Source organism: Cupriavidus sp. PB-02, from assembly GCF_058252315.1.
On record NZ_JBXPSX010000003.1, the window covers coordinates 376,200 to 399,371 of the forward strand.

A 23,172-nucleotide genomic window follows, 5' to 3' on the forward strand; every position below is an offset into this window, starting at 1 on the left:
ATGGGGGTGCCTTTGGTAATTGCGGCTTGGGCATCTCGATGCAATGCGACCTTAATCACCCTGCCGCAGTGATCATCCTCTCGAATTCCACCTCCGTGCGCAGGCCTTCGAGATCGCGGTGAACGACAGCCACTGCCAGCTTCTTGCCACCGCGGCGATACGTGATCGTGCAGTCTCGCGTCTCGGTGTCGAGCTGTCCGTTGATCTCGGCTTGGTCCCAGCGCTCGGCGTAACCCACGTAAGCGAGGCCGAAATCGTACTGCTCGGTCCAGAAGAACGGTACGGCGTCAAAACGCTCGCGCCGTCCCAGTATGTTGCGCGCGGCAGTCTGTCCTTGGCGTTCCGCCACCACCCAGTGTTCGACGCGAATGCGATCCCCGGTGAGCGCATCCGGCCAGCGCGCGATGTCGCCGGCCGCGAAGATGCCCGGAACGCTCGTCTCCAGGTACTCGTTCACCGTAATGCCGCGATCGATGGCGAGGCCCGCCTGTTCCGCCAATGCGATCGCCGGCCGCACGCCGACGCCGACGACGACGAGATCGGCTTGCAGGATCTCGCCGTTCTTCAAACAGACGCTTTGCTTTTCTATGGAAGCGACTGTGGTGCCGAGATGGAACGTTACACCGTGGCGCTCGTGGAGCCCGCGAATGAACGTTCCAACGTCTGCTCCCAGGATTTTCGCCATGGGAACTCTCTCCGGGGCGACCACATGCACGCCGACATTGCGTGCGCGTAGCGACGCCGCAACCTCGAGGCCGATGAAGCTCGCACCGATCACCACCGCTCGCTGTGAAGTGAGGGCCTTGGCGACCAGAGCGCGGCTGTCAGCCAGCGTGCGTAGATAATGCACATGCCGCAGCGTCGCCCCGGGGATATCAAGGCGGACCGGCTCCGCCCCGGTCGCAAGCAGCAGCACATCATAGACATGGCGACTGCCGTCAACGAGCTGAACGAACCGGTTTTTGGTGTCGAGCGTGGCGACGGACGCATCCAGCTTCAGGTCGATGGCATGCTCCACGTAGAACGCGGGCGGGCGCAGCGGATTCGACTCCGCGAGCGCTGTGCCAGCGAGGTAGCCCTTCGAAAGGTTGGGGCGATCACACGGCCCCGAGGCATCGGCGCTCAGCATCGTGATGCGGCCGACGTAACCCTCGCGTCGGAGCGTCTCGGCGGCGGCGTTGCCTGCGGCGCCTCCGCCCACGATAACCACCGATTGCGGTGTGCCGGCCACCGGTGCAGGTGGTTTCTGTTCTGCGCGCGCGAGCTTGTCGCGAACATACACGATGCCATCCCGCTGCTCGACGCGCCAGCAGGAGATCGGGTCCATCGCCGGGGCGCGGAGCGCCTCGCCCGTACGCAGACTGAAGCAGGCATGATGCCAGGGACAACGGACCGTATCGTCGACCAGCAGCCCGTCTGCTAATGGCGCGCCATAATGCGTGCAAAAGGCGCCGATCGCGAACACCTCGTCGCCGCGCCGCCTGAGCAATACCGGTTCGCCGTGCGCGTGGCCGAGCAGCATGGCGCCGTCGGCGACTTTCGCGAGCGCCACGCCCTTGGCGAGATCAGGTCCGCTGAGACTGTTCGTTGCTTCGTTCATACGATCTTCCTGACATCGATGGGGTTGAACATCTGATCTAAAGCGCGTTGCGGCATTGCACGGAACCGGGCTATGGGAGGCTGGCACTGCAGCGCGCCATTACTCCCGCGCCTCGGCGCCTACGCCGTGAACGTGGACCATCTTGCCGCCAAGCCAGCCCGATACAAAGAGGAGCCCTACGGCGACAATCGAAAGCACAACGGGAATGCTCATGCTTGTACTTTTACCGCTGGGACCGGTGGCGGGCAGCCAGATATTGATCGCGTACAGCGCGACGACGGTGAGATTTATCGCAATGTGGATTAGTGCTATCTGTTTGACTGACGGAGCGTCCCACTTGTGAAAGACCAAGTCGATGAATCCTGGTACGGCCGCGCAGATGAGCGCCGATGAAGCCGCCAACCATGCTGTAAAACGCGACGGTGGACCACGCGTCGCCAGAGGGCCGGCAAGACGTATCAAATCGCAGGCCAAGGAAAATATCCAAAGGCCGAGCGGAAAGGCGACCAACATGGGATGGATGTGGTGCCCAAAGTTGCTCGCGGGAGTTCGCATTTGTTATCCTCTATTGATTGCCAGGAAGTGCCTATTTTCCTCTGCGATAGTCCAGCTTGGCATCGCTGGCTCTTTCGCAGTGTTACTTCGTTTCCTTGTGTTCAGCCCGTGGCAACGCCTCGTCTTGGACGATAAGCATTGGTCAATGAGAAAGGAATAGGAAAACCTCGACAGCTAAGGTAAGGCATTCTTGACTCGAACCGCCCCGGCGAGGTCTGGCCCATATGGTGGTGATGATTGTCGATCGCGATCGAGCCGAAATATTACGAAATTGACGGCGTTTGCGCAGGCGAATGACATGCTGTGTGAATATTTCTTCGACCGGTCGCTCACGTCTTTTGCCCGCGCCCCGGATTTCCGATGCCGGATACGGCATTTGGCATGAACGCGCGCTTCACGAAACTTGGACATCGATGTTCTGGAAATCGGTTTCCGCGGCCAGGGGTGGGTCAGCCGGAGGGTTGCTCTCCGCTCAGCCTTCTGGGTGATGAGACACTCAACGACGTCGTGGCGGTTCTCCTCTGGCTCGTGCTCGCACCTACCCGGTTTGAGCGAAAAGCCTCGAGATGGCGGCATAGCAGCGAGCGCAGCCTGCTCACCGACATACATCAGCGTCCTGAGCGTCGCCGCGGACATTTCGTTGTGCACGGGTATCGGCGGCTCGATCATCATATCGGCCTCCACACGGTCGACGAGTGCGAGCCGGCGTGTCAGGATCGAAAACCCCTGAAACAGCGCGTCGAATAGATCGTCTAGGTCAGCCTGGTCTGGCGAAAATGTGACGTCGACGCCAATGACGCTTCGAGCGCCGAGCCGTCGCGCCACGGCGAGTTGAGGTTGCCATCAATGCAAATTCGGCCGTTGCTGCGGACAGGTTCCATGAGTCCCGGCAGACTTCTTGAAGCCTGGTCCGCACGACCCAGATCGCTTCGATCCAAGACTATCAGCTCGCCCGTGCGCAGGTCCGTCGTACCGTCATGCCCTCTTAGGCCGCGAGCAACGCCGCCAGGCCGTCCCGCAGCACCGAATGATCGTCGGCCAGCAGCACCCTGATCGTCATGACACTCTCCTGACTCTCGCCAGCACCCGCGTACCGGCGCTGGGCTGCGACTCGATCCGCAGAGATCCTGCCACCGCGCACAAACGTTCCTGCATGATCAGCAACCCCAATCCTTGGCTGGCATGGCGAAGCCGGGATTGCGGATCAAACCCGCAGCCGTCGTCCGCGATGGTCAACGCGACGCTGTCCGCATCGACCACAAGTGTCAAATGCACCGCGGTCGCCTTGGCGTGCTTCAGCACATTGGTGAGTGCCTCCTGGCTGATCCGGAACAAGGCCATTTCCGCGTCTTGCGGCAGGCGCGGAACCGAGGCCTTCGCTGTGACAATGACGCGGATGCCGGTGCGCGCCGCGAACTGCTCGCCGTACGATTGAAGAGTGACCGCCAGCCCGTAATCGTCGAGCGCCAACGGGCGCAGCGTGCCGGCCACGTCCCGCACCACTTCCACCGAGCGGTCCACCAGCGCGATGGAATCGTCCAGTCGCGGGCCCACTTTGGTCCGCGAGCTCGCCGACAGTTGATCCTTGATGAGATGCAGATTAAGGTTGATGGCAGCCAGATCCTGGCCGAGACGATCGTGCAATTCTGCCGCGAGGTTGCGCCGTTCGGTTTCCTGGATCTCGACGACGCGGCGCGAGATTGCCTGCAACTGTTCGGCGTGATGCCTTGCTTCGGCGTCAGCACGTTTGCGCGCCGTAATATCGAGCACGGTGGCGCGTGTGTGTAGAAACCTCTCCTCACTATCTCGCACAGCCGCAATCCGCAGGAATGCGTCAAACATCGACCCGTCCTTCCGGACCAGCTCGATCTCGATCTCAGAAACTTCTCGTCTGACAATTAGCGCTTCAATCGCGCGTTTGTACTCGTTGTGGAAACGCGTGGAAATGAGTTCGGTGAACTTTCTCCTGCCGACGAGTTCCTGCTGCGTGAATCCAAGCCACGCCAGTTCCGTCTGGTTCATCCGTAGGATAGTCCTGTCGGAACCGACGCTGTGATACCCACAGGGCGCGTTCTCGTACAAATCATGCAGGTCGAGCGCGACCCTTTCGCTGACTGCAACATTCGTGGACATTCTGGGCCTCCTTGCACCAACAGCTCCGCTCCGTGGTCTGGGACGACTGCCAATGATTCCCTACATTGTATTCTCGCTGGGCGGCCTCGATGATCACCTCGAGGAGTGTCAAGAAAGCTTGACACACGCTATCGAGGTTTTTGTATTCCATTCTCTTCTATCCAAGCGTAGCGTAATCTCTGTCGGGACGCTGCAACGCTTCAGCCAAAGCCTCACAACGGATTCCTCAAGCTGCCCCAGTCAGGCACTCAAATGCAGAAGCTGATCGAGTGCTTGAAGCGATTTGAAACGCAGCTCCGCAAGGTTTAGCCGCACAACCCGGCAATGAAGCCGCGAGCCCCGCGATTCCGGGGTAATTCGGCGGTGAGAGCCATGATGATACGAGTTGGTAACGCGAAGGATGTGGTCGCGGGGAAGAGATGCACGTCTTTGTGTTAGGGAAAGCAAGGTGAACGTGGCGAATGCCTGCGGGCATCTGCATGCATTCGATGACACCTGTACGCACGCGGGGTGCTCGCTCGCGACAGGCAAGCTGGATCGCACGGCGGTGACGTGTGCGGGCCACGGCAGCCAATTCGACGTGACCTCCGGCGCCGTCCTTCGGGGCCCCGCCCAGCGTCCGGTGCGCTCCCGGCTGGTGCCAGTGGCGGGTGAGGATCTGCTTGTCGAGACCTAAGACGAGTCTCCGCATTCGGAATTCTGCAGACAATTGCGCCGCAGCTCGGATCGCGCCGAGCCACGAGCCGCTTGGCGCCTACCTTGCACCGCAGGAGCACAAAGTATGAATATGAAGCTTGTCAGCGGCATCGAAGCGGTTGCGCGTTCGCGACTGGCGACGATCAGCGCCGATGCGTCGCTGGTGGATGTTGCTAAACCGTTTGCTCGGCGAGGTCTCTGTCTCGACTATCGGATCGTCGGGCTCGACCTTAAGTCAGAAGGCGCCGACTTCCCGGTGTTGGAGGCCGACTTCACGTCTGATGCCGCGGTCGAGCTGGCACTATGCAAGTTTCGCAACGCGTTTGGCTCACGCATTGCCAGCGTGATCCTCTGCTCGTATATTTCGACTTTACCGGCAACCTTGGCCCGATGCTCCTTGTCTGCGCGGTACTGGCGTTGTCTTGGCGTGCGAAATGCGCAGGCTGGCTGTGTGCCGGTATCGGCGCGCTGGTGATGGCTGTAGCCTTCCTGTTCTCGACGGCGAACGCCACCGCCTATGGCCGCGTACCACACTGCCCACGCTACAAACGCACGCCACGCGTTCGTGTTTAGCTGCATGACAACCCGGCACCATTCATCGATGCGGGGTTGCCGACCGACGTTACCCACCAGCAGCTAGAAATGCGTGTCCGGTCATCGCTGAGCAAGTCTCTCGTTGACATAGTCGCGCAGGACCACCGCGTTGTTGTGCTCGGTGTCGTGCGAGCTGTATAGCAGAACCACGTCGCCCCCGTGCGCGGCAGTCACGATCGGTGCCCACGCGTCCGGGTGCGCATCCAATTCCTTTCGGTAGCGGCGCTGGAACTCCGCCCATTTGGCTACGTCGTGCTGGAACCAGCGGCGCAGCGAATCGCTGGGCGCGACGTCTTTGAGCCAATCGCTGAGGTGCAGGGAGTCCTTCCTGATACCGCGCGGCCATAGCCGCTCTACCAGAAAGTGCGTTCCGTGTGTCGTGCGATGCTCGTATACCCGTTGGAGCTCGATCATGATCAAACCTCGCTTGTACAACAACTCCCCGCCGTGGACGCCGGATCGACATAGAGCGTTCCCAATCCCGGTACGAAGTCGGGAAGCGTGACCAGCGAGCTGACCTTCTTGACGGTGGCGGGTGGGGAAGGGGCGATGTCAGCAGCCGAAGTTGCCGGGTGAGCAAGGTCAGGGGCGACATCAGCGCGAGTCCGACAATCGCTCCTCGACACCAGGTTAAGCGGTACTTTGCTCTCCATTCGAAGCTCCTTAGCGTGAAAAATGACGCAACGGGAACCAACGCACGTTTAGCCAAGGAGGTTTTCTCGTCTCCGCGCGTCAATCAAGGACTACTGCTCCTTCGCTGCAGTGACACACTAGCTCGACGTGAGGGAACCCAATAGAGGCAAACCTTGACAAGTGACGTCCGATAATCTCAATGCCGGTTGTGAACGGGCTAGTCCCATCACGCATCGCAGGTCGCGAATTCCGCACAGCGGGTGTCAAGATTCCCCGACGGCTGTATGACGATCGCTTTGATATAACTTGATCCGTTGGCTCGAGCGGCCGGTTCCAAACCAGGTCTTCAGGTCACTGGCGTGGCGGATTTACTGCTCACTGTTTTCATCAATGAGGGCAACGGAGACCATTCATGGCGCAAGCGATATCGTTCAATCTGAACGGACGGCCCGTAACCGTACAAATCGATGATCCACGAATGCCGTTGCTCTATGCCCTGCGCAACGACCTTGGCTTGCATGGGCCGCGGTTCGGATGTGGTCTAAGTCAGTGTGGCGCGTGCACGGTGCATCTCGACGGCAAGGCCGTTCGCTCCTGCGTGACACCGGTGTCAACGGTAGCGCATCGGCGTGTGGTAACGCTCGAAGGCTTGGCTGCGAAGGAAACCTTGCACCCACTGCAACAGGCATTTATCGACGAGCAAGCGATGCAGTGTGGCTATTGCATGAACGGCATGATTATGCAAGCTGCTGCGCTCTTGCAAGTGAACAAGGATCCCAGCGACGAGGAGATCAAATCGGCACTCGCCGGCAACCTCTGTCGTTGTGGAAGTCACTTGCGCGTCATTCGCGCGATCAGACGTGCCGCCAGCGCGACGTCCTAGGAGACGGGGCCATGGAAAATTGCAAGATCGATCGACGCAACTTCTTGAAGGTGAGCGGAACTCTTGTAGTCGCGTTTTCGCTCGAGGGCATCTTCGATGCAATGCCCGCGCATGCAGCAGTGGCGGCGAAGCCGGTATCGCTTACTGACGTCGAGTCATTCATCGCGATCGACCGTGACGGCAAGGTGACGGTTTACTGCGGTCACGTCGACCTGGGAACGGGTGTTCAGACCGCGATAGCGCAGATCGCGGCCGAGGAACTCGATGTCCCGTTCGAGCGTGTCACTGTCATTCAAGGTGACACCGCCTTGACAGCGGATCAAGGTATCACCTCCGGGAGCTTTTCGATCCAGGGTGCGGGAATGCAAATCCGCCAGGCTGCCGCAACCGCGCGCCAAGCCTTGTATCTGATGGCTGCGGAACGCTTGAAAGCGCCCATCGAAGGACTCGCAATAGCGAACGGTGTCGTCCGTTCCAAAAGCAGCGGCAAGCACGTTGGATACGGAGAGCTGGTCGCCGACCAAACGCTGTCGCTCACAGTGGACAAGAGCGCGCGGCTCAAGGCACCGGGCGACTATACAATCGTCGGAAAGCCAATAGCCCGAATTGACATCCCAGCCAAGGTGACCGGGCAGTTCACGTATGTACAAGATTTTGCGGTTCCTGGGATGCTCCATGGTCGTCCGGTCCGCCCGCCTGCGATGGGGGCCAGACTCCTTAGCATCGATGCTAGTTCCCTCCGCGGCATCCCGGGCATCGTAAAGGTCGTGCGCGAAGGCGATTTTTGTGGGGTCGTTGCCGAAACCGAATGGGGCGCGATCAAGGCGGCGCGGCAGCTGAAAGCGACTTGGACGTCGTGGGCTGCTCTTCCGGCGCAGGATGAACTCTGGTCGTACGTGCGCGCCACCCAAGTCGCGAAGGACGAGACCACCAGCAACGCCGGCGATGCCGCTGGCGCGCTTAAGAAGGCGTCGCGGCGGCTGAAGGCCACTTACGACTTCGCGTTGCAGACCCATGGCTCGATCGGCCCCTCAGCGGCCGTCGCCGAGTTCAAGGACGGCAATCTCACATGCTGGACGGCTTCGCAGGCGACCCATGCATTGCGCAAGCAGTTCGCACAAATGTTTTCGATGGCCGAAGATGATGTTAGGTGCATATACCTCGAGGGCTCAGGGTGCTACGGACGCAACGGCCACGAGGACGCCGCGGCCGACGCGGCGCTGATGGCGCGCGCTGTCGGCCGTCCTGTCCGCGTTCAATGGATGCGTTGGGACGAGCACGGGTGGGATCCAAAGGGACCGCCAACGCTGATCGATCTCGAGGCGGGGCTCGACGCGCGCGACAACGTGGTTGCGTGGAAGGGCGACTTTTACATTCCGATCGGAGGACCTGCTGCCGTATGGCTACTGGCTGCCCAGCTCGCCGGCCGGCCACATCGCGAGGACCTGGAGACGGGCAGTATTTTCCGGAACTCGGCGATTCCGTACGGTTTCCCGAACAGACACACAATCTGTCACCGATTGGCCAATACGCCGCTGCGCCCGTCGTGGATCCGTTCTCCGGGGCGCATGCAAAATACGTTCGCGAATGAGTGTTTCCTGGATGAGATCACCGCAACGATCGACGCCGATCCGCTGGAGTTTCGCCTCAAGCATATTGATGATGCTCGCGGCGCTGAGCTGTTGAGAAGGCTGGGGCAGTTGGCGAAATGGGAGCCGCACAAGATCGGAAACCGTGGGCACGGAGGCGACGTCCTACGAGGGCGTGGTCTAAGCTACGTTCATTACGAGTTGTCGCGCACCTACGTTGGCGTTGTTGTCGATGTCGAAGTCAATCGTACGAGCGGCAAGACTAAGGTCCTTCGCGCCTCGGTCGTACATGATTGCGGTCAGATCATCAATCCGGATGGTGTTCGCAATCAGATCGAAGGCGGTGTCATTCAGACAGTAAGCCGCAGTCTATTCGAAGAACTGAAGTTCAATCGCTCTCGCGTGACAAGCCTGGATTGGGCTAGCTACCCCATCTTGACGTTTCCGGATATGCCGGATGTGGTCGTCGACTTGATCGATCGGCCCCACGAGGTTCCCTGGGGCGCTGGCGAACCGGCATGTGCCGTTGTGCCGTCAGCAATCGGTAATGCCATCTTCGATGCGACCGGAGTGCGCCTGCGCTCGGTACCGTTCAAACCGAGTAGCTTGAAGGCGGCGCTTGCAAGGGCGAATACGTGAGACCGGCGAATCTAGGATGTAGAGATGATCACAGACACGTGGTGGATGACAGACCGGATGGGGCTGGTATGGATTCTTACCGTCATCATATTTGTGCCTCTTTTTTTTGCATGTAATGCAACCCGACTATTCCGCGCAGGCATTCTCGCAACGACTGATAGCACCCGACCCGCATGTATTGCGTCCTTGACCTTCCCACTGGGGCAAGGTCTATCGTCAAGTCATCGAATCCCGGTAAGCGCGACCACCAAGCGGCCCACGGTAAGCCGCGCCGACGGGAAGGTGGCTCGATGAGAAGCAAGGGGCACAGCATGAACATAGGAGAAGCGGCCAGCGCATCCGGCGTCTCGGCCAAGATGATCCGCTACTACGAAAGTATCGGCCTTGTGACTTCGGTGGGGCGCAGCGGCGCGAATTACCGGATGTATGGCGAAGCAGATATTCATACGCTGCGCTTCATCGGACGGGCCCTGGCCATGGGGTTCTCCATGGCTCAGATTCGAGAGCTCATCGGGCTATGGCAAAACAAGCGGCGCGCGAGCGGCACGGTGAAGGCGATCGCGGAACAGCGGATTCAGGAATTGGACGGACGGATCTCCGCGCTCACCGGCATGCGTGACACACTGCTGTATTTGTCGCGGCCTTGCGAAGGGGATGATCGTCCTGCCTGTCCGATTCTGGATGAAATCAGTGGCGCAGCCCAGCAACAACGGCTGGCGAATGCAACGAGGCATTGACCGCGATGAATACGAGCGATCGACAGCGGCACGCCGCGGCCATGGCAGCAGCGCGGGACGACATGCACGCTCACAGTGGGCACGGCACTGCGAACGAGCACGTGTCAGATCAACGGGACCGGAGTGTCCCCACCTACGGCGCCCCAATGTCTGAGGCCAGTGCGCGTGATCCGGTGTGCGGCATGACGGTCAAGCGCGATGTGCCATACCAGGCAAGCTATGCCGGGGCACAGTATTTCTTCTGCAGTGCCGGTTGCCAGCAGCGGTTCGAGGCCGAGCCGACGCGCTATGTCGAGACACCAAGCGTATCGGCGCCCGATGAAGGCGAGACGGCGCCGGGCACGACCTACACGTGCCCGATGCACCCCGAAATCCGCCAGAATCATCCCGGGACGTGCCCAAAGTGCGGCATGGCACTGGAACCGGTCATGCCAAGCCTCGAAGAGGACCAGAATCCCGAACTCACGGCGTTTCGCCATCGCTTCTGGTGGACCTTGCCGCTGACGATCGCCGTCGTGTCGCTCGTGATGCTTGGGGGCCGTCTGGAGGCACTCGAACCTGCGACGCAAAGCTGGGTGGAACTCGTCTTGTCCACACCGGTGGTCCTGTGGGCAGGCTTCCCGATCTACGTCCGCTGCCTGCAGTCGTTCCGAAACCGCAGCCCGAACATGTGGACGCTGATCGGTCTGGGTACGGGCACGGCATTCGTCTATAGCGTCGCGGCCACCGTCGCCCCGGAGCTCTTTCCCCGCGCCTTTCTCATGCACGGCCGGATCGCTGTCTATTTCGAAGCCGCGGCCGTCATCATTTCGCTGACGTTGCTGGGCCAGATCTTTGAGTTGCGGGCACGCTCGCAGACCTCGGCAGCCATCAAGTCGCTGCTCGGCCTGGCCCCCAAGACGGCGCGCCGCCTCAATCCGGACGGCAGCGAGGCCGATATTCCGCTGACGCACGTGCATGTCGGCGATCTGCTGCGGATTCGGCCCGGCGAGAAGGTGCCCACGGATGGCGTCGTGACCGAAGGGGCCAGCGCCATCGACGAATCGATGATCACCGGTGAGCCTCTGCCAGTCTCCAAGCGCGTCGGCGATCATGTGATCGGCGCCACCATCAACACCTCGGGCAGCCTTGTGATGCGCTCGGAAAAGGTCGGCGCCCAGACGGTGCTGTCGCAGATCGTGCAGATGGTGGCCCAGGCGCAGCGTTCCAAGGCGCCCATGCAGCGGATGGCGGACCGGGTCGCCGGCGTGTTCGTGGTGGTGGTCGTAACCATCGCGTTGCTCACCTTCTTCGCCTGGGGCGTCTTCGGCCCCGAGCCGAGCTGGGTCTTTGGCCTGGTCAATGCGGTGGCTGTACTGATCATTGCCTGTCCCTGCGCGCTGGGGTTGGCTACCCCGATGTCCATCATGGTGGCCAGTGGGAATGGCGCGACCAAGGGCATTCTGTTCCGGGACGCGGCGGCCATCGAGCAATTCCGCAAGGTCGACACCCTGATCGTGGACAAGACCGGCACGCTGACGGAAGGCCGTCCGAGCTTCGAACGGGCCTATGGCGTCGATCCGTTTGATGAGACCGAAGTGCTCCGTCTGGCCGCGAGCCTCGACCAGGGCAGCGAGCATCCACTGGCAGCAGCCCTCGTCAGCGCCGCGCGTGAGCGCGGCCTGGCCCTGGCGAAGGCGGAGGAGTTCGCCTCGGACACGGGCATGGGCGTACGCGGCCGCGTCGATGGCTATCAGCTCGTGCTGGGCAATACAGCCCTGATGCACCAGGACCAGATCAATGTCGAAGCCCTGGCGGCTCAGGCCGATACGCTCCGGCAGCAAGGCGCCAGTGTCATGTATCTGGCGGTGGGCCAGAAATTGGCCGGGGTGCTTGCCGTTTCCGACCCCGTCAAGGCCAGTACGCCCGAAGCACTGGCGACGCTCAGGCAAACCGGAGTGCGCGTGGTGATGGCGACGGGTGATGGCGTTGTCACGGCCAGGGCGGTGGCCGGGCGCCTGGGCATCGACGAGTTTCACGGCGAGGTCACGCCGGCCAACAAGCTTGCGCTCGTTGACAAACTACAAGCGGAAGGACACGTGGTCGCGATGGCCGGCGACGGCATCAACGACGCGCCGGCGTTGGCGAAAGCCGACGTGGGCGTTGCTATGGGAACCGGTACCGATGTGGCGATGCACAGCGCCCAGATGACCCTCGTCAAGGGCGATCTGCGCGGTATCGCTCGCGCACGCGAGCTCTCCGAAGCCACCATCGCCAACATGCGGCAGAACCTGGGCTTCGCCTTTGTCTATAACGCGCTGGGTATCCCGCTGGCGGCGGGGTTGCTGTACCCGTTCACCGGCTGGTTGCTGTCGCCGATGATCGCGGCCTTGGCCATGAGCTTGAGTTCGGTTTCAGTTATCTCCAATGCGCTACGGCTCAGACTCCGCGTGGCGTAGCTATTGTCATGTGTGGATTCGACTCTACCAACCCGTGTCTCCTCGCCTTGCTGCCCAGATCGGGCGGCGCTAGACTAGGAAAAATGCTTGGCGTGATTCATGAAGCATAGCCACAGCCCCTTCACTCGCTTGCTTGCGCTGCTGTTGTTGGCGACGGTACTCTTTGCGCGCCTCGCGGTGGCCGGATACCTATGCCCGCAAGAGACCGAGGCGACAATGGGGCCGGCGGCAATGGCCACCATGACAAGCTGCCTGGAGATGGACCGCGCGCAGCCGGCCTTGTGCGCGGACCATCAGCAGGACGGTCGGCACTGGGCCGATAGCAACGGTCACGGTCCCGATCTCGGTGTCTTGCCGGCTACGGCTGGGCTTGAACACGTTCTCCCGCCCACGCCGTACACCTTCCGAATCTTCCACACAGCGGACAGCGCGAACAACTCGCTTGGTCCGGTCTATCTCGCAACCGCCCGCTTGCGAATCTGATCTATCCCCACGCGTGGCCCACCTCGGCCGCGTGCTTGACTTTGGTGGCTCTACCCGAGCGTGGGTGCTCTGACCCCGTTGCGTGAGCCAAACAAAGCCGAATTCTGGGGAAGACCATCATGCACTCCACTCTCAAGACTCTCGTTCTCGTTTCACTCGGCGTCGCGACCGCGCAGGCGCTCGCCGGCCCGGACTGGGACGTCATCAATCGCGCGCGCACTGCAGCGCAACACCCCGGGGCGACCTCCAGTACGTTCGCCTCTCAGGCAGCGATGCTGGCGCGCTGCGATGAAATGATGAAACAAGTGGACTCCCAGTCGACCGACAGTGGCAGCCAGAAGGGGGCTGCCGAGTCCAAGTGATTGAGGGCGCTTCGGCCGACCAGGCTAAGCGCATGCCTCCGTGCGATCCGGCCTCTGGCATCCGAGCTTGGGGGAGCCGGACTGACTGTCTGTCCGCCCACTCGTCTGGTGCTGGATTGACGTGGGTCATTGAATTGCGATCGATAAGGAGATCGACATGAATACGAAATCACTCATGGCCGCGACCCTAGCCGTTGTGATGCTTGGCGCCAGCGGCTGGTCCGCAGCGGCCGCTGCAACCCGTGGCGCCGAAAGCGCCAAGGCGGGTGCCCAGGACAAAGGGCACGACATGAACATGGACCACATGATGGGCGGCGGCATGATGGGAAGCTGTCCGATGATGGGCCTGCCACCTGGCAACGAGAAGCTTTCGATGCAGATGCACGCGGACATGATGCAGGCGATGGGCGAGATCATGCGCAAGTACGCGGACAAGATCCAGACGCCGCCGACGAAGTAAGGGTGCCGTTCCGATTCGAACCTTTCCAATGGGAGTACCGCATATGAAATGCAATATGAAAGCGATGTTCACCGCAGGCATCGCCCTGCTGGCGACGCTGGCGATGCTGGCTGCCGCCTATGCCCTATTACCACCGGTCCGAGCGCTTGTCCTGGGTATTGGGCCCTATCTCCTGCTCTTGGTCTGCCCATTGTCGATGTGGCTGATGATGAAGAGCATGAGCGCGCACGACGATCAAGTGGGCGGGATGACCGAGCAAGCGCCAGAGCAGAAGCCCCCTCGATTTCGAATCAAGGAGTGACTGGACGGCAGATCGTAGGGCACGCGTGGCGGATGCGTGCCCAGGCGGCCAACGAAGACGAGAGGTGTGCGTGAACAAATCATTGATATGGAGAGTCCTCTTGATCGTGTTCGCCATCATCGGCGTGCTCGCAACCCTTGGCGCGGTCGGCATGCTCGTGATGCATCAACGCATGATGGGCGGGCTCAGCCTTTGTTAAGCCCGAAGCTTTGGAGCAGCGCCTAAGTACGCGGGCAAGAGCGTGCCCCCCTGCCATGGTGAGCAAAGGGGGCTCACAACCGTGTGGAACATTGATGCAAGGAGGGAAACGATCATGTGCAGCGTCAAGACGATGATCAAGATTGCCATTGGATTCGCCGTGCTGCTTGTCGTCGTGTACGTGGCTTTCCCGCAGTACCAGGCCGCCATTCGCGCCTTCGCGCCGATCCTGCTGATCCTGGCATGCCCGTTGGCGATGTTCTTCGGGATGAGGGAAATGAACTCGCGCGACGAGCGCAAGCCGCCGACCCGGGAAGACAAGTCGCATAGGGATGCATGCCCAGGTGCAAAGACTGCAAGCTCTGCTAACCACGCTACCTTGGGAGACGTCTCGTGAGCGACATGGGGAGTTTCAGGGCGCACTACGGCCATTGGGACCTCGTAGCGGTCGTGGTCGGGGTGGTGTCATGGCTATTGTATTGATATGTGGCACCGCGAAGCTGGCGAGAATGGGCCGGGGCTGGTCTGGTTCAGGCATTCATCATCGCGCTGTACGCCGAGATGTATGGATTTCCTCTTACGATCTACCTGTTGTCGGGGTTCCTCGGGCTCGACATCCCGCGCACCGCCTACCGTGGGCACCTGTGGGCAAAACTACTTGGTTATGGTCTCACTGGCGCCATCATCGAGATGATGCTCGGTGCCATCTTCATTCTCGTCGGCATCGTTCTGCTGGTCCGGGGGTGGACGGCAGTTTACTGGGCTAGCCGGCAAGGGCGTATGGCCCAGGAGGGGCCTTACGCGATAGTCCGCCATCCCCAGTACACCGGCATCATGCTGGCAGTATTCAGGGAAGTACCGCATTTGGCGTGTCTACCTGGTCGGCTGCGCGCACGCTTTTGAAACCGATCGAATGGCGCTGTTCCAGGTGGTGTGCCACAAGGCAGGAAAGGTAGCGTCCACGCTGCCATGGTCACGCTGCTATATCTACACAAGCCCTAGGCGGCCGACGCCTGTGACCGATGCAACTCCGGCTCACGATATAGTCGCTAACCCGCATATTTCGTGCTGATCCCCAAATGTCGAACTTGTGCGAAAGAACGTCTTGAATGACCGGTCGAGCCATGTCGGGCGCGAAGACATGAGCGCTATTCGGCCAGTTCGCTGTGGTCGATATCCTCCGTACCGTCATGTAGCCAATCAGGAAGCAACTGAAGATGAAGGTATCGGATACCAGGAAGATCCACATCATGACCTTCCCCCACGATATCTTGAACGCCTGCTGGTCGGTGGACCAGTCTGCCACCAAGCCCCGCCAGCCGGTAGCTGATTCGGCGGTTGGGTCCACTGGTTGGGTGAATGGTCATGACATGAGCCTGACTCCTCATGCACCCGGCCGGCACAGTCAACCGTGCTGCCGATGCACCGTACTGATCCTCCGGTACCCTGCACTCGAAGGAAGTATAGGTGTCGAAGATCCCTAGTCAAAAAGACGGACCCTGCCGATCTGAATAGGCAAAGCTACGTGAGCAATATATCACATCGTGATATATTTTTTTCGCGACAGAAATGCCGTTCTGTGGAATTCTGTCGTGGAATGAAAAGATCGGGTGGAGTGAAGCCAATGGAAGTTGCCATTCTCTGGGAAGAAGCTACTATCGAGAAGTAGAGAGTAATAATTGGAGGCCGAATAATGTCGGAACTCTGGTCCCGCCTGCGCCCGGGTTTTCTGGCCGCCTTGACCTCGCTTGCTGTATCGTCGCCTTGGCACATGGCCGTGGCCCAGGACGTTGTGCTGGGCGCATCGATCCAGTTAACCGGACCGTTGGCCAACACCGGCAGGTATTACCGTGATGCCTACCAGTTGGCAGTCGACAAGATCAACGCCGCTGGCGGCGTGAAGCTGGGTGCGCAGTCGCACAAACTGGCACTCAAGCTTTACGACAACCAGTCCGATGTGAATCTGAGCGTGCGGCAGTACACGCAGCTGGTTACGCAGGACAAGGTCAATCTGCTGCTGGGTCCGTTCGCCAGCAACTTTGCGCTGGCCGATTCCGCCGTCGCGGAAAAGTACAAAATACCCATGGTGCAGGGCGGCGGCGCCTCCGATCAGATTTTCTCGCGCGGATTCCGCTATATCTTCGGGACATTGGCGCCGGCCAGCAACTACTTTGGGAGCACCATCGAGATGCTCAGGGCACTCAAGCCGGTGCCGAAGGCCGTTGCGCTGCTCTACGCTGATGACGCGTTCGACGTGTCGGTTGCCGAGGGTACCCGCCCGAAGCTGAAGCAGGCGGGGCTGTCGTTGGTAATGGACGAGCGCTACAGCACCAATGCCAGCGACTTCAGTTCGCTGCTCTCGCAGATCAAAAGCAAAGGGGTTGACGCTGTGCTGATGGCGGGGCATGAGACCGAGATCCTGAACTTCGTGCGGCAGGCCAGGAGCCTAGGCGTATCGCCGGCCATGTACTCGTTCACCGTGGGCGTGCCCAGCGAGGATTTCCGCAAGGCCCTGGGCAAGGATGCCGACTTCGCCTTCGGCATGACGGCCTGGTTGCCGTCTGCGCAACTGAAGGACCGCTGGTTCGGCGACGCCGAGCGGTTCGCGCAGGAGTACAAGGCCAGGTTCGGCTACGAGCCTGACTATCACGCCGCCTCTGGCGTGGCTGATGTGGAGGCGCTGGTGCAAGCTATGGAAAACGCCGGATCGGCCGATCCGCGGAAGGTGCGCGACGCACTAGCGAGCATCAGATTCGACAGTTTGTATGGCCCCGTCGCCTTCAATGCGCATGGCCAGATCGATCTGCCCCAGGTGGTGATCCAGGTGCAGGGCGACGTACTTGCGAAGGTTTATGAGGCGAACCGGTTCGTCAGGCCGCCGAAGTATCCCATGCCTGCCTGGACCGCGCGCTGATCGGGAGGCGGCATGGACTTGCTCGCGCAGATCCTTTTGAACGGCGTGTTGCTGGGCGGGCTGTACGCTGTCATGGCGCTCGGGCTGGCCCTGGTCTGGGGCGTGCTCAACATCGTCAATCTTGCGCACGGCGCCTTCATCATGCTGGGCGCCTACGCATCGTGGTATCTATACACCTACCTGCATATTGATCCGTTTCTGGGATTGCCGCTCACCGGCGCTGGCATGTTCTGCCTGGGTTATGCGCTGCAGCGCGGCTTGCTCAACCTAGTCGTGCGCGCGCCCATGTTCAACACCTTGCTGATTACCTTCGGGCTTGAGGTGGTGCTGACCTATCTGGCGCAACTGTTTTTCTCGGCAGACTTCCGCGCCATCAACCCCTCGTACGCCGGCAGCAGCCTCGCACTCGGGCCCGTGGTGGTGCCGCTGGCGCGGCTAGCGGCGTTCGCGGTGGCGATCGTGCTGACCGTCGGCCTGTGGCTGTTCCTGTTGCATTCGCGCCTGGGACGCGCCATCCGCGCGACCGCGCAGAACCTGGTCGCAGCACGCCTGTATGGCGTGGAACCGCGTCACCTGTACGCCGTGACCTTCGGCCTCGGTGTTGCGCTGGCCGGCGCCGCCGGCGGCCTCTATGGCACGGTCTCGCAGATCAATCCTTACATTGGGGCGGCGCTGACGGCCAAGTCGTTCGCCATCTCGATCATCGGCGGTCTCGACAATCCGCTTGGCGTCATCGTGGGCGGCTTGTTCCTCGGCGTGATCGAAGCGCTGACCACGCTCTACATCGGCGCGACCTTTGCCAACGTGGCGAGCTTTAGCATCCTGGTGCTGGTACTGGTCCTGCGGCCTGGCGGCTTGTTGGGGAGGACTGCATGACGATGGCGCGCGCGGTGCTGATCCTGCTTGTGCTGGCCGTGGCAGCGGGTGTGCCGTGGTACGGCTCGGACATTCTGGTCCAGTTCGGCATCAATGCGTTGTTGCTGGCCGTGCTGGCGCAAGGGTGGAACATCATTGGCGGCTATACCGGCTACGCTTCGTTCGGCAATTCCGTTTTCTACGGGCTGGGCAGCTATGGCGTTGCCATCGGCATGGTGCAGTGGGGCTGGCCGTTTGCCGCGGGCCTGGCTTTCGGCATGGCGCTGGCGGTGGTCTTTGCCATCCTGCTGGGCTTGCCGGTATTGCGCCTCAAGGGCCACTACTTCGCTATCGCCACGCTGGCGCTGGCACAGGTCATGACGGCCATCGTCTCGAACGTGCCGCTGGCCGGACAGAATATCGGGCTGGTACTGCCACCGTTGAACAACGACCCGCTTTTCTATGAACTGTCCCTGGGTCTGTTGGTGCTGGCGACGCTGACGGTGTTCTGGCTTACCCGCAGCCGCTTCGGCTTCGGGCTGATCGCCATCCGCGAGAACGAGGAGGGCGCTGCCGTCATGGGCGTGAACACGACGCTATACAAGGTGCTGGCGTTTGCGTTGTCCGGTGCGTACTGCGCGCTGGCCGGCGGCATCCATGCCTATTGGATCACGTTTCTGGATCCGGAAAGTGCATTCGATATCAGCCTCAACGTCATGATGATCATCATGGCAGTGTTCGGCGGTCCGGGTACTGTGCTGGGTCCGATCGTGGGCGCGTTCGCGCTGTCGGTGATCGCCGAAATGCTGTCCAGCGAAGTCACCAGCGTTGCTGGCTTGTTCTTTGGTGTGGTCATTATCGCAGCGGTGGTACTGATGCCACGCGGCCTTGCCGACCTGCTGCGGCGGCTCCGGAAGACGGGCTGGCGCTATTTCATCGAAAACATACTCACGCACCGGATATGAGCCCGATCCTGGAAGTCCGCCATGCAAGCCGCCGCTTTAATGGCCTGGTCGCCGTCAACGATGTCAGCCTGACACTGGCGCCCGGCGAGATCCTGGGCCTGATCGGACCCAATGGGGCGGGCAAGACCACGCTGGTCAGCATCATCAGTGGCACCCTGGCGATGAGCACAGGTGAGGTACTGTTCCGCGGGGTGCCGGTCACCCGTCTGCCGGCCTACCGTCGCGCACGATTGGGGATAGGACGCACCTTCCAGGTCATGCGGCCTTTTCCCGGGATGTCGGTGCTGGATAACGTCTCGGTGGGCGCGCTGTTTGGCCACGGCGGCGTCGCCAGCCTGGCCCAGGCCCGGGAGCAAGCCCGGGCCAGCCTGGATTTCGTCGGACTCGGCGGCGACGCCGGCCGGCTCGCCGACGAGCTGAGCGGGCCTGGCCGCAAGCGCCTTGAGCTGGCCAAGGCGCTTGCCATGCGGCCCGCGGTGCTGCTTTGCGATGAAGTCATGGCGGGCCTGAACCTGGTGGAGATCGAGGCGCTGATCGATGTCATTCGCAAGGTGCGCGACCAGGGCATCAGCATCCTGGTGATCGAGCATGTGATCAAGGCCATCAAGAGTCTATCGGACCGCTTGCTTGTGCTGCACCACGGCGAGAAGATCGCCGATGGCACCCCGGACGCGGTGCTGGCGGATCCCGGGGTCATCCTGGCCTATCTGGGCAAGCGGCGTGTATGAACGATGCCCATGGACCGGCCTGGTTGCTCGAAGTCGAAGCACTCAGTGCCGGCTATGGTGAAATGCTGGTCCTGCATGACGTGGCGCTCGCCATTCGCGCGGGCGAGATCGTCGCACTGATCGGCAGCAACGGTGCGGGCAAGACCACGTTGCTGCGGGCGCTGTCGCGCGTCCTGCCCTGCAGGGGACAGGTCGTGCTGGACGGCCGCGACCTGGCCGGCATGACGCCTGACCAGGCGTTTGCCCTAGGCCTGGTGCAGGTACCGGAAGGGCGCCAGCTATTCGAGCGCATGACCGTACAGGACAATCTGCTGATGGGCGCATACCGCCGCCGCGATAAGGCGGCCGTGGCGCGCGGCCTGGACCGGGTCTACGCGCTGTTTCCCCGGATGGCCGAGCGGCGGCATCAGTTGGCCGGGAGCATGTCCGGCGGTGAGCAGCAGATGTGTGCCATGGCACGCGCGCTGATGGCCGCGCCGGTCCTGATGATGGTCGACGAAATGAGCCTCGGACTGGCGCCCGTGGTGATCGAGCAGTTGGTTGGCGTACTCGCCGCGATACGGCGCGAAGGCGTGACGTTGCTATTGGTGGAGCAGGACGTCCACCTCGCGTTATCGTTGGCTGACCGGGGCTACGTGTTGGAAGCGGGGCGCATTGTGCGCAGCGGCCCGGCGAAGGCGCTGATTGACGACCCGGAGGTTCGGCGCGCCTACCTGGGGACTTAAGAGGCGGTAATCGGCTTGCGGCTCAACTCGTTATCCCGATGCCATGCCTCGATCTGCGCGCCAATTTCATCGGCCTGACGGTCCAGTTCCTTCAGATGCTCCAGCAGCCGCTGGATGAGCATACGGAACGAGCCGTGCAGATCATTGGTCGCATCCTCGATCAACTCCGGCACCTGCCTGGCAATGTTCCCAATGCCCTGGGGAACAACCAACCCAAACTCAGCCAACAATCCGCGGATCTGGTCGGCCTGCGAGATACGCGCTTTCACGAAGCCCTGACGCGCACGGTGCAATGCCAGCACCGCCTGCTGCTCAACATTCTTGATCGGCACGAATCTCATGTTCGGTCGTGCTACCGCTTGGCAGATCGCCTCAGCATCGGCCGCATCGTTCTTGTTGGGCTTGACGTACGGTTTGACGAATTGCGGCGCCATCAGCCGCACCGTGTGCCCAAAGCTTTGCAGCTTACGGGCCCAGTGGTGAGCGCTGCCACCCGCCTCCATCCCAATCACACTCGGCGGCAGAGTCGCAAAGAACTCGGCCACCTCGGCACGCTTGAGCTGCTTCCTCAACGTCGCTTTGCCAGGCTCATTCACACCGTGGATCTGGTCGGGTAGCAGCGACGCATTACTGCGCCGCCGCCCCCTCAGAACCGGACGTGCAGGTCGCCCCGCATCCGGCTCAAGCCATTTCTTCAGCGCCATTGGGTGGCACCGGACAGCCCGGCGGAACGTTTCGCGGTTCGACGGCGGGCAAGGTAGATGTCCCATGCCGGATCAAATGGATTGGCCAGTCCCCGGATTTTGATGTGGCGCTGGATGGCGACCGTCGCTGCGCGGAAGAGTTGCAGGCCGCAGGTGTCATCCTCGGTCGAACCCTTCGTTGCAAAATCCCAGGACCGATGTCCGTCACACCGGAAGTAACGTTTCCAGACCCACCGGGCTCCTTTCGTGGGGTGCCTACGTCTTGCCCACTTCCAGAGCAGGTGCCAGATGTGCGAGTCGATCGTTGAGAAGGTCGCTTTTGCCACGACGTGGCGATGATACATAGCCCAACCCCGAATGATCGGGGTCAGCCTACGGATCAACGCCTCTTGGGTGACACTCGCGTTGTCCTTGATGACTTCCCTGACCTTGTCGAGCAGCGATTTGATACTTTTCTTCGCTGGCTTGATCAGCAGTTTGCCGCCGTACTTGCGCACGTTTTGGCCAAGGAAATCGAAACCCTCCGCTATGTTGGTGATCCTGGTCTTCTCTTCCGAGAGTTCCAGACCTCGGGCGGCCATAAACTGCCTGACCGCGGGAAGCACCCGGGATTCCAGCACATCTCTCGACACGCCAGTCACCAAAAAGTCATCGGCATAACGGACGACGTTGAGCTGAGCCTTGCTGCGAGCAAGTTTGGATGTTCCTACACTTGCATGGACTGCCGCTTCAAGCCCATCCAGCGCCATATTCGCGATTACGGGCGAGATGACACCCCCTTGGGGTGTACCCGCCCGCGACTCGAACAGAGTTCCCTCATCGATATATCCGGCCTGAAGCCACTTTCGCAGAACCCCCTTATCCATCGGTACGTTCTCCAGGAACCAGGAATGACTGAAGTTGTCGAAACAGCCTCGAATGTCACCCTCCAGAACCCATTCTGGCGAGGCACGCTTAGCCAGAACGTTGAAGCACTGCTCGATGGCATCGGCGGTCGAGCGTCCGGACCGAAAGCCGTAGGAATTGGCATCCGCCAGAGTCTCCGCGACGGGTTCCAGAGCGAGCTTCCATAAAGCCTGCATCGCCCGGCACCGCATACAAGGAATTCCTAACGGACGCTTCTTGCCGTTACTCTTGGGAATGTAAACCCGCCGCAGCGGCATCGCCCGATAGCCGCGATGACGTAGCGACACCATTCCGCTCCATCTGGCCGCCGGGGACGACCATATCCTGCCGTCCACCCCCGGCGTCCTCTTACCGCGATTTTCCGTCACACGCTTCACGGCCAACATCTTGCCGCTATGCGAGCGGGTCAGCAGACGTTGCAGGGCTTTCACCTTGCCCCATCGGCCTTCCCGGACCACCTTGGCGATACGCACCTGAAGCCGTTTCACCTCTGCCTCAATGTGGGGCCAGTTCGCCTGATCCCACATCTGTGCAGCGTGCGAGGACGCACCAGCTCCCGACACTTTCGCATCGTACGCCGTCATCTGCTTTCCCTCGTATAACGGTTGGTCAAGGTTCTCTCGCCATGAATGACCCTGCGGAAGTCTGCCCACTTTCGTGTCGGGCAATGTTGCAGCCCGTATCCCGGCCATTACAGCCGGGCGTTCGCTTTCTCCGCGTTCCTTTACCCACCACGCCAACAGCGTTCCTTGCGGTTCGCCTGCCGTCACCGGCAGCATGATGGGCTTACCCTGTTCCGCATGAATCTCCGAGCGGGGCGGACCCTTCCTCTTCGCCGGCGGCTGGTTGTCCATGGTGGCCCAGTATTCAAAGACCACTCCTCACCGCATACCGTTTTGGTTCAAGCCTGTCAGCACGTTTGGCTTGTCAAAGATCACGACGTTTATCAGAAGTTCACATATGTTGGTCGTACCCACTCATCCCTTGCTCCTCTCCGCCTTCGTGCTGGCAGATTCCGCTTCGCCTCGCGGCTGGGCGTACCGGTTATCCGGCGGCTACGTTGTCCCCAGAGCT

Annotated in this window: 23 protein-coding genes and 3 pseudogenes; 18 read left to right on the forward strand and 8 right to left on the reverse strand. The window is 61.1% G+C overall.

Features of this window, described 5'->3' with window-relative positions; all coding sequences use genetic code 11:
• Positions 1 to 55: 55 nt before the first annotated feature.
• From AC10V3_RS36100 to AC10V3_RS36115, 4 genes are all read right to left on the reverse strand, one after another.
• A complete protein-coding gene (locus AC10V3_RS36100; protein WP_490924527.1) occupies positions 56 to 1,600 on the reverse strand; it encodes an FAD-dependent oxidoreductase in 1,545 nt (514 codons plus the stop codon).
• Positions 1,601 to 1,699: 99 nt separating this feature from the next.
• Positions 1,700 to 2,155 (reverse strand): DUF2231 domain-containing protein, encoded by a 456-nt coding sequence (locus AC10V3_RS36105; protein WP_490924528.1) that lies wholly within the window; start codon positions 2,153 to 2,155, stop codon positions 1,700 to 1,702.
• A gap of 174 nt (positions 2,156 to 2,329) precedes the next feature.
• Positions 2,330 to 2,980: a hypothetical protein gene (locus AC10V3_RS36110; protein ID WP_490924529.1), complete on the reverse strand. Its 651-nt coding sequence runs from the start codon at positions 2,978 to 2,980 to the stop codon at positions 2,330 to 2,332.
• A 231-nt stretch (positions 2,981 to 3,211) separates the two neighbouring features.
• Complete coding sequence (locus tag AC10V3_RS36115; protein ID WP_490924530.1) at positions 3,212 to 4,288, reverse strand: PAS domain-containing sensor histidine kinase; 1,077 nt, start codon at positions 4,286 to 4,288, stop codon at positions 3,212 to 3,214.
• Positions 4,289 to 4,688: 400 nt separating this feature from the next.
• Between AC10V3_RS36115 and AC10V3_RS36120 the strand changes: the two genes are divergently transcribed.
• Positions 4,689 to 4,964 (forward strand): Rieske (2Fe-2S) protein, encoded by a 276-nt coding sequence (locus AC10V3_RS36120; RefSeq protein ID WP_490924531.1) that lies wholly within the window; start codon positions 4,689 to 4,691, stop codon positions 4,962 to 4,964.
• 105 nt (positions 4,965 to 5,069) lie between these two features.
• The gene (locus tag AC10V3_RS36125) at positions 5,070 to 5,459 is read left to right on the forward strand and encodes a hypothetical protein (protein ID WP_490924532.1); all 390 of its coding nucleotides are present in this window, start codon (positions 5,070 to 5,072) and stop codon (positions 5,457 to 5,459) included.
• A gap of 179 nt (positions 5,460 to 5,638) precedes the next feature.
• On the opposite strand, the gene AC10V3_RS36130 is transcribed toward AC10V3_RS36125, so the two are convergent.
• Entirely contained in the window at positions 5,639 to 5,992 is a 354-nt protein-coding gene (locus AC10V3_RS36130) for a DUF488 domain-containing protein (protein WP_490924533.1), read from the reverse strand.
• A 631-nt stretch (positions 5,993 to 6,623) separates the two neighbouring features.
• Here AC10V3_RS36130 and AC10V3_RS36135 point away from each other — a divergent pair.
• The 11 genes and pseudogenes from AC10V3_RS36135 to AC10V3_RS36185 all read left to right on the forward strand — a co-directional run.
• Positions 6,624 to 7,094 carry a (2Fe-2S)-binding protein gene (locus tag AC10V3_RS36135; protein ID WP_490924534.1) on the forward strand — a complete coding sequence of 157 codons (471 nt, stop codon included), beginning with the start codon at positions 6,624 to 6,626 and terminating at the stop codon, positions 7,092 to 7,094.
• Positions 7,095 to 7,105: 11 nt separating this feature from the next.
• Positions 7,106 to 9,322 (forward strand): xanthine dehydrogenase family protein molybdopterin-binding subunit, encoded by a 2,217-nt coding sequence (locus tag AC10V3_RS36140; protein WP_490924535.1) that lies wholly within the window; start codon positions 7,106 to 7,108, stop codon positions 9,320 to 9,322.
• A 311-nt stretch (positions 9,323 to 9,633) separates the two neighbouring features.
• Positions 9,634 to 10,059 (forward strand): Cu(I)-responsive transcriptional regulator, encoded by a 426-nt coding sequence (gene cueR, locus AC10V3_RS36145; RefSeq protein ID WP_490924536.1) that lies wholly within the window; start codon positions 9,634 to 9,636, stop codon positions 10,057 to 10,059.
• Between the two features lie 146 nt (positions 10,060 to 10,205).
• Entirely contained in the window at positions 10,206 to 12,497 is a 2,292-nt protein-coding gene (locus tag AC10V3_RS36150; RefSeq protein WP_490924537.1) for a heavy metal translocating P-type ATPase, read from the forward strand.
• Positions 12,498 to 12,596: 99 nt separating this feature from the next.
• Positions 12,597 to 12,980: a hypothetical protein gene (locus tag AC10V3_RS36155; RefSeq protein WP_490924538.1), complete on the forward strand. Its 384-nt coding sequence runs from the start codon at positions 12,597 to 12,599 to the stop codon at positions 12,978 to 12,980.
• Positions 12,981 to 13,099: 119 nt separating this feature from the next.
• Positions 13,100 to 13,342 carry a hypothetical protein gene (locus AC10V3_RS36160; RefSeq protein WP_490924539.1) on the forward strand — a complete coding sequence of 81 codons (243 nt, stop codon included), beginning with the start codon at positions 13,100 to 13,102 and terminating at the stop codon, positions 13,340 to 13,342.
• Between the two features lie 157 nt (positions 13,343 to 13,499).
• Positions 13,500 to 13,802, forward strand: coding sequence for a hypothetical protein (locus AC10V3_RS36165; protein WP_490924540.1), 303 nt, complete (start codon positions 13,500 to 13,502; stop codon positions 13,800 to 13,802).
• A 55-nt stretch (positions 13,803 to 13,857) separates the two neighbouring features.
• Positions 13,858 to 14,103 carry a DUF2933 domain-containing protein gene (locus tag AC10V3_RS36170; protein WP_490924541.1) on the forward strand — a complete coding sequence of 82 codons (246 nt, stop codon included), beginning with the start codon at positions 13,858 to 13,860 and terminating at the stop codon, positions 14,101 to 14,103.
• 313 nt (positions 14,104 to 14,416) lie between these two features.
• Positions 14,417 to 14,698: a DUF2933 domain-containing protein gene (locus tag AC10V3_RS36175; protein WP_490924542.1), complete on the forward strand. Its 282-nt coding sequence runs from the start codon at positions 14,417 to 14,419 to the stop codon at positions 14,696 to 14,698.
• Between the two features lie 296 nt (positions 14,699 to 14,994).
• The gene (locus AC10V3_RS36180) at positions 14,995 to 15,204 is read left to right on the forward strand and encodes an isoprenylcysteine carboxylmethyltransferase family protein (RefSeq protein WP_490924667.1); all 210 of its coding nucleotides are present in this window, start codon (positions 14,995 to 14,997) and stop codon (positions 15,202 to 15,204) included.
• Positions 15,155 to 15,373 (forward strand): annotated as a pseudogene (locus tag AC10V3_RS36185) (hypothetical protein); the annotation flags it as partial. The gene AC10V3_RS36180 and the pseudogene AC10V3_RS36185, both read left to right, overlap by 50 nt.
• A 60-nt stretch (positions 15,374 to 15,433) precedes the next feature.
• Here the strand turns inward: AC10V3_RS36185 and AC10V3_RS36190 are convergent.
• Positions 15,434 to 15,649: pseudogene (locus AC10V3_RS36190) on the reverse strand (bb3-type cytochrome oxidase subunit IV); the annotation flags it as partial.
• Between the two features lie 327 nt (positions 15,650 to 15,976).
• Between AC10V3_RS36190 and AC10V3_RS36195 the strand changes: the two are divergent.
• Genes AC10V3_RS36195 through AC10V3_RS36215 form a run of 5 tightly spaced genes read left to right on the forward strand, consistent with a single transcriptional unit; the run spans position 15,977 to position 20,488 of the window.
• Positions 15,977 to 17,215 (forward strand): amino acid ABC transporter substrate-binding protein, encoded by a 1,239-nt coding sequence (locus AC10V3_RS36195; RefSeq protein ID WP_490924668.1) that lies wholly within the window; start codon positions 15,977 to 15,979, stop codon positions 17,213 to 17,215.
• 12 nt (positions 17,216 to 17,227) lie between these two features.
• Positions 17,228 to 18,091 carry a branched-chain amino acid ABC transporter permease gene (locus AC10V3_RS36200; protein ID WP_490924543.1) on the forward strand — a complete coding sequence of 288 codons (864 nt, stop codon included), beginning with the start codon at positions 17,228 to 17,230 and terminating at the stop codon, positions 18,089 to 18,091.
• Positions 18,088 to 19,035 carry a branched-chain amino acid ABC transporter permease gene (locus tag AC10V3_RS36205; protein ID WP_490924544.1) on the forward strand — a complete coding sequence of 316 codons (948 nt, stop codon included), beginning with the start codon at positions 18,088 to 18,090 and terminating at the stop codon, positions 19,033 to 19,035. The genes AC10V3_RS36200 and AC10V3_RS36205 overlap by 4 nt, the downstream gene beginning before the upstream one ends.
• Entirely contained in the window at positions 19,032 to 19,763 is a 732-nt protein-coding gene (locus tag AC10V3_RS36210; protein ID WP_490924545.1) for an ABC transporter ATP-binding protein, read from the forward strand. Before AC10V3_RS36205 ends, AC10V3_RS36210 begins: the two co-directional genes overlap by 4 nt.
• Positions 19,760 to 20,488, forward strand: coding sequence for an ABC transporter ATP-binding protein (locus tag AC10V3_RS36215; protein ID WP_490924546.1), 729 nt, complete (start codon positions 19,760 to 19,762; stop codon positions 20,486 to 20,488). The genes AC10V3_RS36210 and AC10V3_RS36215 overlap by 4 nt, the downstream gene beginning before the upstream one ends.
• Here AC10V3_RS36215 and AC10V3_RS36220 read toward each other — a convergent pair.
• Both AC10V3_RS36220 and ltrA read right to left on the reverse strand, forming a co-directional pair.
• Positions 20,488 to 21,138: pseudogene (locus AC10V3_RS36220) on the reverse strand (IS110 family RNA-guided transposase); the annotation flags it as partial. The gene AC10V3_RS36215 and the pseudogene AC10V3_RS36220 overlap by 1 nt on opposite strands.
• 44 nt (positions 21,139 to 21,182) lie before the next feature.
• Complete coding sequence (gene ltrA / locus AC10V3_RS36225) at positions 21,183 to 22,682, reverse strand: group II intron reverse transcriptase/maturase (RefSeq protein ID WP_490924669.1); 1,500 nt, start codon at positions 22,680 to 22,682, stop codon at positions 21,183 to 21,185.
• Positions 22,683 to 23,172: the final 490 nt, after the last annotated feature.

Coding starts and splice junctions, on each gene's coding strand:
- AC10V3_RS36165 (WP_490924540.1), top strand. CDS start 13,500: ATGAATACGAAATCACTCATGGCCGCGACCCTAGCCGTTGTGATGCTT.
- AC10V3_RS36105 (WP_490924528.1), bottom strand. CDS start 2,155: ATGCGAACTCCCGCGAGCAACTTTGGGCACCACATCCATCCCATGTTG.
- AC10V3_RS36125 (WP_490924532.1), top strand. CDS start 5,070: ATGAATATGAAGCTTGTCAGCGGCATCGAAGCGGTTGCGCGTTCGCGA.
- AC10V3_RS36140 (WP_490924535.1), top strand. CDS start 7,106: ATGGAAAATTGCAAGATCGATCGACGCAACTTCTTGAAGGTGAGCGGA.
- AC10V3_RS36205 (WP_490924544.1), top strand. CDS start 18,088: ATGACGATGGCGCGCGCGGTGCTGATCCTGCTTGTGCTGGCCGTGGCA.
- AC10V3_RS36170 (WP_490924541.1), top strand. CDS start 13,858: ATGAAAGCGATGTTCACCGCAGGCATCGCCCTGCTGGCGACGCTGGCG.
- AC10V3_RS36200 (WP_490924543.1), top strand. CDS start 17,228: ATGGACTTGCTCGCGCAGATCCTTTTGAACGGCGTGTTGCTGGGCGGG.
- AC10V3_RS36210 (WP_490924545.1), top strand. CDS start 19,032: ATGAGCCCGATCCTGGAAGTCCGCCATGCAAGCCGCCGCTTTAATGGC.
- ltrA (WP_490924669.1), bottom strand. CDS start 22,682: ATGACGGCGTACGATGCGAAAGTGTCGGGAGCTGGTGCGTCCTCGCAC.
- AC10V3_RS36155 (WP_490924538.1), top strand. CDS start 12,597: ATGAAGCATAGCCACAGCCCCTTCACTCGCTTGCTTGCGCTGCTGTTG.
- AC10V3_RS36215 (WP_490924546.1), top strand. CDS start 19,760: ATGAACGATGCCCATGGACCGGCCTGGTTGCTCGAAGTCGAAGCACTC.
- AC10V3_RS36120 (WP_490924531.1), top strand. CDS start 4,689: ATGTGGTCGCGGGGAAGAGATGCACGTCTTTGTGTTAGGGAAAGCAAG.
- AC10V3_RS36130 (WP_490924533.1), bottom strand. CDS start 5,992: ATGATCGAGCTCCAACGGGTATACGAGCATCGCACGACACACGGAACG.
- cueR (WP_490924536.1), top strand. CDS start 9,634: ATGAACATAGGAGAAGCGGCCAGCGCATCCGGCGTCTCGGCCAAGATG.
- AC10V3_RS36180 (WP_490924667.1), top strand. CDS start 14,995: ATGCTCGGTGCCATCTTCATTCTCGTCGGCATCGTTCTGCTGGTCCGG.
- AC10V3_RS36175 (WP_490924542.1), top strand. CDS start 14,417: ATGTGCAGCGTCAAGACGATGATCAAGATTGCCATTGGATTCGCCGTG.
- AC10V3_RS36115 (WP_490924530.1), bottom strand. CDS start 4,288: ATGTCCACGAATGTTGCAGTCAGCGAAAGGGTCGCGCTCGACCTGCAT.
- AC10V3_RS36150 (WP_490924537.1), top strand. CDS start 10,206: ATGTCTGAGGCCAGTGCGCGTGATCCGGTGTGCGGCATGACGGTCAAG.
- AC10V3_RS36160 (WP_490924539.1), top strand. CDS start 13,100: ATGCACTCCACTCTCAAGACTCTCGTTCTCGTTTCACTCGGCGTCGCG.
- AC10V3_RS36135 (WP_490924534.1), top strand. CDS start 6,624: ATGGCGCAAGCGATATCGTTCAATCTGAACGGACGGCCCGTAACCGTA.
- AC10V3_RS36100 (WP_490924527.1), bottom strand. CDS start 1,600: ATGAACGAAGCAACGAACAGTCTCAGCGGACCTGATCTCGCCAAGGGC.